This is a genomic window from Streptomyces sp. NPDC033136 (genome assembly GCF_055578235.1).
In genome coordinates, this window is the sequence record NZ_JBVIPD010000004.1 from 290985 (window position 1) to 303137 (window position 12153).

Consider the following 12153-nt stretch of genomic DNA (forward strand, 5'->3'; position numbering starts at 1 on the left):
GCTTCCCACGGTCATTCGTCATCGGCTCGGCAGTCCCCCCGTGAGTTCCGGGTGACCGGCCAGCAGCGAGGTGAGGGCGAGGCAGGCGCAGCACAGCAACGCGCTGACGACGACCCGCCGATCGCGCAGCAGGGTCTCCGTGGGGTCCCCGCCTCCCCCTTCCGCGATCACTATCTGGAGGTAGCGGAACAGTCCGTACAGGACGAACGGCATCGTCAGCAGCATCGCCATCTGGCCGAACGGCTGAGCGGCGTCTCCCCGCAGGAAACCCGCGTAGCCCAGCACCGCGACGACCGCGGTGACGATGACCATCTGGTCCAGGAACGGGCGCGAGTAGCCCTCGAGGGTGGGACGGTGCCGGTCGGCCACCGCCCCGAGGTCCAGCTCGTGCCTCCGCTTGCCGAGGCTGATCATGACGGAGGCCGCGTAGACGCTCAGGACGAGCCACACGGACAGGGGGATACCGCCGGCCAGGGAACCCAGGATGACCCGCAGCGCGAAACCGGCCGCGACGACGAAGACGTCGACCAGGGCGATGTGCTTGAGCCGGTGGCTGTAGAGCACGTTGAGCACGAGGTAGACGGCCACGGGCCAGGCGAGCTTCCACGGCCCCAGCGCGGCCAGCGCGGCCAGCGCCGCGGTCAGCACGGCCGCCAGGGCGACCGCCAGGGGGACGGGGACCCGGCCGGAGGCGATGGGACGGGCGCGTTTGACCGGGTGCAGGCGGTCACGTTCACGGTCGGCGATGTCGTTGATCACGTAGACGGCCGATGCCGCGAGGGTGAACAGGGCGACGGCCCAGGCCATGTGGGACAGGGTGTGCCAGTTCCAGTACGCGCCGCCGGCCAGCGACAGCGGAACGGCCACCAGGTTCTTCGGCCACTGGCGGGGCCGGACCAGGAGCACGAGGTCCTTAGCCCGCAGGCCGGGGGTGACGGAGGGCTCGCGCAGGAGCGGCTCCGTGACCGTCATGTCGTCGCTCCGCCGGGACCGAGGCTGCGGGGACGGGGATGCCCCGGGGCCGGGTGCCGGCGTCTTCGGCCCGGCACGGGCGGAGGTCCCGCGCCGTCTGGGTGCGCGGCGGTCGAGAAGGGGTTGCGCGTCGTCATGTCTCTCCTTCAGGCGGCGCCATGAGACTGGAGGCGACGGTTCGTGGTGAAGGTTCGTGGTGAACAAAGCGCACACGTGCGATCGGAGTTGACAGCTTCTTGGGAGATCCCGCTCATGTCCCGACGGGCAGGCCGACCCTGCCTCGCGACGGGAGCGGGGGCAAGGCCGATCCGCCGCGGCCGGATTCCGCCGCACATACGGATGGTCTGGGTCCGGAAGGCTCGCCGGGCCGGGCCCGGTCCGCGAACGCGCCGGTCAGCGCCGTGCCGCCGGGGCCGCCGGGGAACCGTGGCGCTTCCTCGTCCTCAGGGGGCTTCTGGTGATTCTCCTGTCGGGTACATACCGACCCTCTGGAGGGGTTGTTGCCGGAGTGCACCGCCCCTGCCGACCCCGCCGAGCCCGCCTCTTGCGGGGCGCCAGCGATCCTGCGGCGAGTGAGGCGACCCTTACCGCGAACGACAGAGCCCGGCCCCGGTGCCTCGGAGGCATCGGGGCCGGGCTCTGCGCAGGGCGCGCCGGGCGGGCGGCTCAGGCGGTGTTCAGCCGCTCCAGGTGACCGGCCTCCAGTTCGAGGTCGACCGCGGCCAGGCAGTCCTCCAGCTGCGCCACCGAACTCACCCCGATGACCGGGAGCACGCTGGGCGAGCTGTGCAGGTGCGAGGCCAGCCCCACCTGGTTGGGCGAGGCGCCGAGCTCGTCCGCGACCTGGCGCAGCACGGACATCCGGTTCGGGGTGCCGGGGTGGTCGTACTGCTCCGGGACCGCGCGGTCGGCGCGGCTCAGGGCCCCGCCCAGCAGGGTCGAGTAACCGAGCAGCGTCAGCTCCGGCTCGGAGCGCACGTAGTCGAGGAGTTCGTCGCTGGCGTGCGGGTTGGCGCCGAAGTCCGCGCCGGGCCGCGGCTGGAGGTAGGTGGCGCGCTGCTGGACGCAGGTGTAACCGGCGACCCCGAGCTGCCGGGCGAGAGCGCGCGCCTGCTCGATCCGCCAGGCCGCGTGGTTGCTGCAGCCGAGCAGCCGAACGGTGCCGCCCTCGACCAGTTCCCCGAAGGCGGCGACCGTCTCCTCCAGGGGCGTCCGCCGATCCTCGATGTGGGCGTAGTACACGTCGACGCGGTCGGTGCCCAACCGGTCCAGACTGGCCTTGACCTGACGCTCTATCACCTCCGCGACAGCCCTTCGGCGGCCTGCGGCCACGGGGCGTCGAGGGGCACGGGCAGCGCTCCCACCTTGGTCGCCAGGGTCATGGTCACGGACGCCGCGGCTGCGCAGCCACCTGCCGATCAGCGCCTCGCTCTCCTCGCCCGTGCCACCCTCGACCCAGAACGCGTAGGTGTTGGCGGTGTCGATGAAGGTGCCGCCGGCCTCCAGGAACCGGTCGAGGACGGTGAACGCCGTCGCCTCGTCGGTGCGGGTGCCGAAGTGCACCCGCCTAAGCAGAGGGCACTGGTGTCGAACCCGGACGCGCCGCCGATTCGCCGCTGCTCCATTCGAAGTTCTCCTCTGGATCACGGTATGAACGGTCTGAGGTGGATCACCGTTTGAACGGTCTGAAGGCGACACCCAGGAGTCGCCCGGCTGGTGCCACCGGGCCGCCGCGGGTGCACCGGCGTCCGGACTGTAGGGGATCAGTCCGCCCGGGGCGACGCCGCGTTCCCGGCGCATGGCGAAGGATTCTCTCCGGGGTGGCCGAACTCGATCGGCGCCCTCCGGGCCGCCGGCCGCGTGGCGGGAGACTGGGGGACGGCCGCACGGCGACGCGGGGCCGCCCTCGCTCCGGGCCGGAAGGACGGCTGGGCGCATACCTTTTCAGTCGATCGAATACCCGATTCGACATGATCATCTTTTAGACCTCCGTCCGGTAATCGTGTGCCCGGAAATTACAGTTCCGGTATCTGCTGCACGTGGAAATGGAATGTTTCCCTCCAGAGTCGCACCGCCGGGATTGTTCCGACCTGCACCTTTGGCGAGCACCTGAAGACGGGCGCAATCCGGCCATCCCGCGAAGCTCAGAATCAAAAGAAAATCTGGCCACCTCAGGTCACTGCGTGATACCTTCTGTTGCGTTCGTTTTCGAACAGCAACGGGGAGAGTGCTTCATGGAAGTCGCCGTAAACACTCTGGGGGACCTGGCCCTTCTTGCCGCACAGCGGAACATGACCCCGACGGCTCCAAAACAACGCCAGGTACTGGCTCTCCTTTCAGCCCGCGCAAACCAGCTGATACTCACCGAGGATTTCTACCGTGAACTGTGGGGCGCCCGGCCCCCGCGCAGTGCTGCGGCAACCCTGCACACCTACGTCGGCCAATTACGGCGCTCCATGACCGAGGCCTTGGCGGTCACCCCGCAGGCCGTCTCCGAGCGGTTGCTGATCACCCAGCCCGGCGGCTACCTCCTCCGGGTCGACCCCGAGCGCTACGACATCGCCCGGTACCACCGGCTGCTGGAGAAGGCGGACGAGGCCCGGCGCACCCAGCGGGCGGAGGAGGCCGTGCTGCACTACCGCGCGGCGCTGAGCCTGTGGCGAGGCCCGGCTCTGGCAGACATCAGCTGCGGGCCTGTCCTGCGGGTGTGGGCGGAAGGGGCCAACGAGTCCCGCCTGAACGCCACGGAGAAGCTCATCGCGCTCGAACTCCAGCTCGGCAACCCGCTGGAGGTACTGAGCGAACTGCGCGAGCTGGCGGCCCGGCACCCGTTGCACGAGAACCTGCACGGGCAGCTGATGGTGGCCCTCTCCCAGGCCGGCCGCAGGAATGAGGCCCTGGAGGCATACCACTCCCTGCGGCAGCGGATCGTGGGCGAACTCGGCCTCGAACCGTCCGCGCGCCTGGCACTCCTCCAACAGCAGATCATCACGTCGCAGGCGCACGGCCCGGAGCGATTCGACCACCGCGGCGTGAAATCCAGTGCATCGATCTGAATACCCCTGGGAAGGATCAGAGAGTCTCCCGCACGTGACCAAGGCCGTCATTCCGGCCGCAGGTCTGGGAACTCGTTTCCTGCCGGCCACCAAGGCTCTTCCCAAGGAAATGCTGCCGGTCATCGACAAGCCCGCCATCCAATATGTGGTGGAAGAAGCCGTCGCCATCGGCCTCACCAATCTCCTTGTCGTCACCAGCCGTAACAAAAGGCAGCTGGAGGACCACTTCGACCGTAATCTCGAAATCGAAGAAGCCCTGGCCCGCAAAGGCAATGAAGCAAACGCGGACCAGGTGCACGAGCCCAGCGAGCCCATGGCACTGCACTACATTCGCCAGGGCACCCCCAAAGGAGTCGGCCACGCCATCCTGTGCGCGGAAGCGCATGTGGGGAACGAACCGTTCGCCGTCCTCCTCGGCGACGACCTCATCGACCCCCGTGATCCGCTCCTCGGTCGCATGATCGCCGTACAGAAACGATTCGGTGGCAGCGTCGTGGGCCTCATGGAGGTCGACCCGCGCGACATCCACCTGTACGGATGCGCCGACATCGCCCCCACCGACGAGGGCGACGTCGTACGCGTCACCGGCCTTGTCGAAAAGCCCGGCCCGGGCGAGGCACCCAGTGCCTGCGCCGTCATCGGCCGGTTCGTCCTCCACCCCGGCATATTCGACGAGCTCCGCGGCAGCCCGCCCGGACACGGCGGAGAGATCCAGCTCACCGACGCGCTGGACAGCATGGCCCGCCGCCGCACAGCCCACGCGCCGGTCCACGGCGTGCTCTTCACCGGCCGCCGCTACGACACCGGCGACCGGGCCGACTACCTGCGCACGATCGTCCGTCTGGCCTGCGAGCGCGACGATCTCGGGCCGGGTTTCCGGGCATGGCTGACCGCATTCGTCTCGCACGACTTCCAGGAATCGACATGAACAAGATGCCCTCCGGCTCCGCCCAGGACCCCCGGTTCCCCGACTCCACCCACGCCACCGACCCCCTGGTCCTGGCCCGGCGCGTACTCGCCGGCCACACCCAGGCAGCAAGGACCCCCATACCGCCGGCCGCCGACGCCGACGGTGAGCAGCCACCGCTGCTGACCGGAGCGGAGGCCGTGGCAGCGCTGCTGGCCGACGGTGGCGTCCGCAACGTCTTCGTCTACGCCGGCACCTCGGAACTCGCGATCTGCGACGCGCTGGACCGCAGCGAAGGCATCCACCTGGCCAACGGACGCGGGGACAAGGAGTCCGCCTTCATGGCGGCGGGTGCCTCCCTGATGACACCGGGCCGAGGCGCGGCCGTACTGCACGGGGCGCGCGGGCTCACCAACGCCGCCGGAGCCGTGGCCGACGCCCGGCGCAACGAGGCGGGGACCCTGTTCCTCGTCGGCCTGCCCTCCAGCGGGTCCGCCCGCTTCCTGCCGCCGCACGGCGAACACGGCCTGCTCGACGGTATCGGCCGGTTCGCCGACTGGTCCTGGGAGGCCTCCGCGGTGCCCGAGCAACCCGGCGAACGCCGCGCGGCGGCCGAGCGGTTCGTGGAACGGCTCCGGGCGGCCCTGGCCTTCTGCACCACACCGCCGTACCGGCCGGCCCTCTTAGGCATCCCTCAGGACGTCGCCGAGAAGCGCTGGATCCCGCTCGACGCGCTGCTCACGACTCCCCCCGCCGCGCCGGCCACCGACCTGCGACAGCCGGCTCTGGACGCGCTGCTGGGCGAACTGCGGCAGGCCGAACGCCCGTTGTTCCTCGTCGACGACTACGCGCTGCACGACCCGGAGCTGCGCCCCGCGCTCGACCGGCTGAGCGCCCTGACCGGCGCGGCCGTGGCTCAGTTGCGGTACCGCCGGGGCCCGATGCTCTTCGAACGGCTGCGCGACGAGGAGGTCACGAACTTCGTCGGCTGGCTCAACCCCTTCAGCACGGAGCACCGCGCCCTGCTCGCCGAGTGCGACCTCCTGGTGACGGTGGAGGACCGCAACATCTACGAACGCGTCGTCGGCCCCCTGCCCGGCTGTCGCAAGGCGGCCGTCAACACCGACCCCGCCAAGGTCCTCAAGAACGAGTACCTGCACGCGGACGAGCCGCTGGTCGTCGGCGAGCCGGCCCTGATCCTCACGGAGCTGGCCGGCCGGCTGAGCGCCTCCGGGGAGCAGGCGCGCGAGCCCTGGTGCCCGGCCGGGGCCCGAGCCGGGCACCTGGTGAGTCCCGAGCGGGCCGCCGCCGCCGTCGAGGACGGACGCCGCGCCGTCGCCCGTGCGCTCGCGGCGACACTCGCCGCCTGGGAGCGGCCGGTGCTCGTGGACGACAGCCAGATGTTCGGCGGGCTGCTGTCCGAGCACTACGACGACTTTCCCCCGGGGCTCAGGGTCTTCGGCGACCACGGGGCGTTCGTCGGCGGCGGACTGGCGTACGCGACGGGCCTGGCCGCGGGTGAGCGGGACGCCCGGGTGATGTGCACGCTGGGCGACCAGGCGTTCACCAACTCGTTCCAGGGGCTGGTGGCCGCCGTGCAGGAACAGGCCCGGGTGCTGTTCGTCGTGTGCAACAACGGTGAGTCCGTCTCGCTGAAGAAGCAGGCCGCCGCCTCCTACGGTGGAACGGGCCGCGCGTATCTCGCGAACGTCTCCCATATGGCCTACCACCAGGTCGCCGATGCGCTCGGCGTGCCCGCCCAGCAGGTCGTCGTCCCCGTCGGCGGCGATCGGGCGGCGGTGGATGCGGCGGTGTCCCAGCTGGAGACCGCACTGGAGAAGAGTGCGGCCGAGGAGGGTCCCAGCCTGGTCGAGATCGTGCTGCCGTCCGACCCCGAGGTGTGGAAGGGCATCTGGATCACCCAGGGCTTCGAGGAGACGCCGCCGGCGAACCCCGAAGGCGCGGTGTGACGCAGGAACCGGCGTCCGCCGCGGTGCGGCCGCGGCATGCCCGGATCGCCCTGAGCGTGGTGTTCTTCGTCAACGGAGCCCTGTTCGGCAACTGGGTGCTGCGCATCCCCACCGTCAAGGACCACGTGAACGCGGACACCGGTCCCCTCGGGCTGGCGTTGCTCGGCCTCGCCGTCGGGGCACTGCTGTCCAAGCAGGTCTCCGGACAACTCGTCGCACGGTACGGCAGCCGCCCCGTCACCCGGATCGGCATCACGCTGAGCTGCCTGGCGGTGATGCTCCCGGCGCTGGCCGGCGACATCGTCACACTCGGGCTCGCCCTCATCGGCTTCGGCGCGGCGATGGGCATCGTGGACGTGGCGATGAACGCTCACGGCGTCGCCGTACAGGACCGCCTGGGCCGTCCGGTGCTGTCGTCCCTGCACGGCGTGTACAGCATCGGCGGGCTGCTCGGCTCGCTGGCCGGCGGGGCCGCCGAGGCCCGGGGGCTGTCCCCGCTGGTGCACCTGGCGCTCGTCGGCGCCGTGCTGGGCTGCGTCGCCCTGGCCGCATCTGCCTGGCTGCTGCCCGCGAGCAGCGATCTGGCCCCGAAGCGCGCCGAAGGGGGCTGGGCCAGGCTGCCGGCCGGGCACAGAGTGCCGCTGGTGCTGCTGGGCTTCGTCGGCCTGTGCGGCATGGCGGGTGAGGGCGCGGTCGGCGACTGGGGCGCCATCTATCTGCGCGACAGCCTCGGCACCAGCGCCCAGTTCGCCGCCCTGGGCTACTCCGCGTACTCCGTCGCCATGGCCACCGGGCGCTTCCTCGGCGACCGGTTCCTGGCCCGCTGGGGCGACGTACGGGTGGTCACATGGGCGGTGACATGCGCGGGCTGCGCCTTCGCCGCGGGGCTGCTGGCCGGGCATCCGGTAGCGGCCGTCTGCGGGTTCGCGGCCCTGGGGGCGGGACTGTCCATCGTGATGCCCGCGGTCTTCTCGATGGCCGGCCGGATGGGCGGGCAGACCACCGGCCCGGCCATCACCGTCGTCTCCAGCATCGCCGGCACCGGCTTCCTGGCCGGGCCTCCCCTGATCGGATTCCTCGCGCAGCTGACCGGACTGCCCGCGGCGCTCGGCGCGGTGAGCGTGCTGGCGCTCGGTGCCGCCGTACTCCTGCGCTTCGTCACGTCCGGTCAGCGGGCAGCGGCCGACCTGCCGCCCGCTCGCACCGCCGGCCCCCTCACCTGACCGCCACCCGAAGGGAATTCCCGTGACACAGCTCCGTCCGGGCGATCCGGAAGTCCTGGCCACCGCCGTCGTCGACAGCGTCGTCGTCGCCTCGGACCCCGACGCCCGCCACTCCGGCCTCTTCTACTGGGAGATGGCCCGGCCGTGGACCGAAGCCGTCGTCGCCACGGTCAAGAAGGCCGAGAACCCCGAGATCCGCTCTCTCGGCGAACGCCTCGCCCAGGACCCGGCCGTGCCCGACCACTACCACGAACTCCGTGCCGCCCTCGTCGACCAGGCCGGCCTGCCGTCCACCGCTCCCCTGTTCGACACCGCCTGGCAGACGGAGTGCAACTCCCGCATCGGCTTCCACCTCGGCGCGCTGCACACGCGCGAGGCCGAGCCGGTCTCCGCCGAGGAACTCCGTGCCCTGCCGCCGGGGCCCGGGCTGCCCGCCGGAGCCGACCCCGAGGTGCTGATCGTCGTCCCGTTCCGCGACCGTGACACCGGCGGCGCCCGGCTGCGCAACCTGCTGGCCTGCCTGCTCGCTCTGCGCGACCAGTCCTACCCGCGCGAGCGGTACCAGGTCACCGTGGTCGAGTCCGACGACTCCCCGCGCAATCGCGAGGCGATCACACCCTTCACCGACCACTACCTGTTCGCCCCCAAGGCCGGCATGTTCAACAAGTCGTGGGCGGTCAACGCGGGTGTGGTGAACACTCCCGGCCGCAACGAGGTGCTGTGCATCCTCGACGCCGACGTCCTCGCCGACCGGGACTTCGTCGCCCGCAACGCCGAACGCTTCCGGTCACCAGGCGTCGGCGGCCACCTGACGTACCGGAAGATGAGCTGCCTCGACGGCCCCACCACCGCCTGGGCCATCCGCGAGCGGGTCCAGCGCCGCGGCGCCGCGGCCGACCCCGACCACCTGCGCGCCTTCCAGCTGCGCCGCCCGCCCGGCTGCTGCCTGTGGGTGCGCACCGGGATCTTCCACCGGGTCGGCGGCATGGACGAGCGGTACCAGGGGTGGGGTGGCGAGGACAACGACTTCGCCTACCGCTTCGACATCGCCGCCCCCTTCTTCAACCACGACGACTGGATGCTCCACATGCAGCACCCCCCGGCGTCGCTCCTTCGCGAGGACGGCGAACTCGTCAACGCCCACATCCCGGCGCTCAGCTGGCGTCCCGAGGAGCCCATCGGGCAGCTGGACCGCTTCGCCGCCGAACCCTCCGGAAGCTGACCATGGCACTTCTTCCCGGAGCCGAGAGCGAGTTCGTCGTCATCACCGGTCTGTCCGGGGCCGGACGGAGCCTGGCGGCCGACCACCTGGAGGACCTCGGCTGGTTCACCATCGACAACCTGCCGCCCAAACTGGTGCCCAAGGTGGTCGAACTGGCCCACGCCCCGAAGTCGTCCATCGCCCGGGTGGCCCTGGCCGTCGGCACCGCGCCCTACCAGGACGACGTCCTGCCCATGCTGTCCTGGCTGCGCTCCTCGGGGGCGCACGTGCGGGTGCTGTTCCTGGAGGCGGCCACCGACGTCCTCGTACGGCGCTACGACCACACCCGTCGCCGCCACCCCCTGGCCGATGGCGACAAACAGCGCCTGGTCGCCGCCATCGACCAGGAACGCGAACTGCTCGCGCCCGTGCGCAACGAGGCCGACGTGGTGCTCGACACCAGCACGCTCAACCGCCACGAGCTGCGCCGCAGACTCGGCACGTGCTTCGCGGACGCGCGGACCGCGAAGCACGTGCAGATGACGCTGCTGTCCTTCGGCTACAAGCACGGCCTGCCGCTCGACGCCGACCTCGTCTTCGACTGCCGGTTCCTGCCCAACCCGCACTGGGTCGAGGAGCTGCGCGAGCTGACCGGTCTCGATCCGCGGGTCAGCGAGTACGTCCTCGCCCAGCCCATCGCGCAGCCGTTCCTCCAGGACGCCGAGCGGATGCTCGGCCGGCTGCTGCCCGCCTACACCGACGAGGGGCGGGCGTACCTGACCATCGCGCTGGGCTGCACCGGCGGCCAGCACCGCTCGGTGGCCATGGCCGAACAACTGGCGGCCGTCCTGCGGCGGCTGGGCTTCACCCCCGGCGTCCTCCACCGGGACGTCCACAAGTGAGCGCCCGATCAAGGCGCCCCCGCGTCGTGGCCATGGGCGGCGGACGCGGGCTGACCGCCACGCTCCGGGCCGCCCGCCGGTACGCCGCCCACACCACCGCCATCGTCGCCACCGCGGACGACAGCGGCTCCACCGGACGGCTGCGCAGCGCCTTAAGCATCCCCGCCCCCGGCGACCTGCGGCGCTGTCTGGCGGCGCTCGCGGGCGCCGAGGAGGAACCGCTCGGCCAGGCCCTGGAGTACCGGTTCGGCGGCACCGACGTGGAGGGTCATGCGCTCGGCAACCTGCTGCTGGCCGGGCTCACCGCCATCACGGGCGACTTCCTGACCGCGACCGACAGCACCGCGGCGCTGCTGGGCCTGGACCCGGAGCGCGGCCGGGTGGTCCCGGCGACGGTGGAACCGGTCGACCTGAGTGCCGTCACGTCCGACGGCACCCGGGTGAGCGGGCAGTACGCCATATCGAAGACGGCGGGTATTCTCCGCGTCGAACTCGTCCCGCCCGGAGTCAAACCACCGGACGGCCTGGCCCAGGCGATCCACGCGGCGGACCAGGTGGTGCTGGGCCCCGGCTCGGTGTACACGTCCATCCTCGCGGCCGCCCTGGTCGACGATCTCCACGCCGCCCTCGCCTCGACCCGCGCCCAGCGCGTCTACGTCTGCAACCTGGAGCCCGAGGTGGCCGAGACCCAGGGATACGACGTCGCCGCGCATGTCGAGGCGCTGCGCGCCCACGGTGTCGAACCCGACCTGGTGCTGGTGCACGAGGGCGGTCCGCTACCGACCGGGTACGTCGGCGTCCCGGTCGTCAGCGCCGACCTCGCCCGCTCCGACCCGTCACACGGCACCGCTCACGACAGCGCCAAGCTGGCCGCCGCGCTCGCGGCGGTCCTCGCGTAGCTCCCGGAGGTATCCGTCATGGCTTTCTTCACCCTGGTCTGCGCCTTCCACAACACCGAACGGCTCCTCGACAAGACACTGCCGCTGGCGATCCGTTCCCTCACCTACCCCACCCGCCACGACTTCGAGGTGGTCCTGGTGGCGGAACGCGCGTCCGAGGATGTCGTCACCCGGCTGCTGCCCCGGCTGACCGATCTCGGCGTGGACGAGCTGCGGTGGCGGCGTACCGACCGCAACTCCTTCTCCGGCGCGCCGTCGAACAACTTCCACGGCAACCACTTCACGACCACCAGTCCGTACCTGATCACGTTCACCGACGACACGTTCATCCACAAGACCGACGAGGACTTCGACGTCCTCGACGCCACCGCGCGGATCTTCGAGCGGAATCCCGAGGTGGCCCTCATCAGCAAGGTGGACGACCACGAGGAGTGGGACTGGCCGCTCGAGGACGTCGGGCCGGAGATCGAGCCGGGGGTCCGCTCCGTCAACCGGGTGGTGGACCAGCTCATCGCCTACGACACCGCCCGCTTCGCCCCCGTCGCGCGGCGGCTCGGCGCCTTCCACCGGGACACCTTCGTCAGCCACGCGGGCTTCGAGTACCAGTGGGAGAACCTGGCGAGCCACGTCGGGACCTCCGGCGACCGCAGGATCGCCTACCCGCAGTGGTGGCCACTGCGGGTCCGCCACAGCGACCTGCGCAACCAGCCGGGTTCCATGCACGGCACGCAGGACGAGGACGTGAAGCTCAAGTGCTTCGAACGGCTGTTGGAGAGCCGGGGGCTCACCAAGTGAGGTGACCGGGTGAGGTGATCCGCGCGCCGGCCGGCGCGCGGATCGGCGTCCGGGCTCAGACGGACAGGAAGAACTCCTGGGCCCGGTGCGACGACAACCCTTCCGGATCCGTCAGCCGGTAGCGGTGGGCCTTGGCCCCCGTGGCGGAGAAGGCCCAGTCGAGCCGCCAGGCCTGGAGCTTTCCGACCCAGAACGACACCGGTTAGAGACTGCCCGAGGCTGATGAGG

At 71.0% G+C, this 12153-nt stretch carries 11 protein-coding genes and 1 pseudogene; 9 read left to right on the top strand and 3 right to left on the bottom strand.

The features are described from left to right. Window positions 1–18: 18 nt before the first annotated feature. Window positions 19–972, bottom strand: coding sequence for a decaprenyl-phosphate phosphoribosyltransferase (locus tag ACZ5TL_RS09570; RefSeq protein ID WP_468588817.1), 954 nt, complete (start codon window positions 970–972; stop codon window positions 19–21). Between the two features lie 666 nt (window positions 973–1638). After that, window positions 1639–2535, bottom strand: a complete 897-nt coding sequence (locus ACZ5TL_RS09575) for an aldo/keto reductase (RefSeq protein ID WP_468588818.1) — start codon at window positions 2533–2535, stop codon at window positions 1639–1641. A gap of 728 nt (window positions 2536–3263) precedes the next feature. Between ACZ5TL_RS09575 and ACZ5TL_RS09580 the strand changes: the two are divergent. The 9 genes and pseudogenes from ACZ5TL_RS09580 to ACZ5TL_RS09620 form a co-directional block, all read left to right on the top strand. Beyond that, window positions 3264–3428 (top strand): annotated as a pseudogene (locus ACZ5TL_RS09580) (winged helix-turn-helix domain-containing protein); the annotation flags it as partial. After that, window positions 3429–4028 (top strand): AfsR/SARP family transcriptional regulator, encoded by a 600-nt coding sequence (locus ACZ5TL_RS09585; protein WP_468589003.1) that lies wholly within the window; start codon window positions 3429–3431, stop codon window positions 4026–4028. A 34-nt stretch (window positions 4029–4062) separates the two neighbouring features. Beyond that, a complete protein-coding gene (locus tag ACZ5TL_RS09590; protein WP_468588819.1) occupies window positions 4063–4956 on the top strand; it encodes a UTP--glucose-1-phosphate uridylyltransferase in 894 nt (297 codons plus the stop codon). Further along, window positions 4953–6905 carry a thiamine pyrophosphate-binding protein gene (locus ACZ5TL_RS09595; protein WP_468588820.1) on the top strand — a complete coding sequence of 651 codons (1953 nt, stop codon included), beginning with the start codon at window positions 4953–4955 and terminating at the stop codon, window positions 6903–6905. Before ACZ5TL_RS09590 ends, ACZ5TL_RS09595 begins: the two co-directional genes overlap by 4 nt. After that, on the top strand, window positions 6902–8128 hold the full coding sequence (locus ACZ5TL_RS09600; RefSeq protein WP_468588821.1) for an MFS transporter: 1227 nt from the start codon (window positions 6902–6904) through the stop codon (window positions 8126–8128). The genes ACZ5TL_RS09595 and ACZ5TL_RS09600 overlap by 4 nt, the downstream gene beginning before the upstream one ends. A 22-nt stretch (window positions 8129–8150) precedes the next feature. Beyond that, window positions 8151–9350 carry a glycosyltransferase family 2 protein gene (locus ACZ5TL_RS09605; RefSeq protein WP_468588822.1) on the top strand — a complete coding sequence of 400 codons (1200 nt, stop codon included), beginning with the start codon at window positions 8151–8153 and terminating at the stop codon, window positions 9348–9350. 2 nt (window positions 9351–9352) lie between these two features. Further along, window positions 9353–10231, top strand: a complete 879-nt coding sequence (rapZ, locus tag ACZ5TL_RS09610) for an RNase adapter RapZ (protein ID WP_468588823.1) — start codon at window positions 9353–9355, stop codon at window positions 10229–10231. Continuing rightward, entirely contained in the window at window positions 10228–11130 is a 903-nt protein-coding gene (locus tag ACZ5TL_RS09615) for a gluconeogenesis factor YvcK family protein (RefSeq protein WP_468588824.1), read from the top strand. The genes rapZ and ACZ5TL_RS09615 overlap by 4 nt, the downstream gene beginning before the upstream one ends. Window positions 11131–11148: 18 nt before the next feature. Next, window positions 11149–11925, top strand: coding sequence for a hypothetical protein (locus tag ACZ5TL_RS09620; RefSeq protein WP_468588825.1), 777 nt, complete (start codon window positions 11149–11151; stop codon window positions 11923–11925). Between the two features lie 55 nt (window positions 11926–11980). On the opposite strand, the gene ACZ5TL_RS09625 is transcribed toward ACZ5TL_RS09620, so the two are convergent. After that, window positions 11981–12124 (bottom strand): hypothetical protein, encoded by a 144-nt coding sequence (locus ACZ5TL_RS09625; protein ID WP_468588826.1) that lies wholly within the window; start codon window positions 12122–12124, stop codon window positions 11981–11983. Between the last annotated feature and the right edge of the window lie 29 nt (window positions 12125–12153).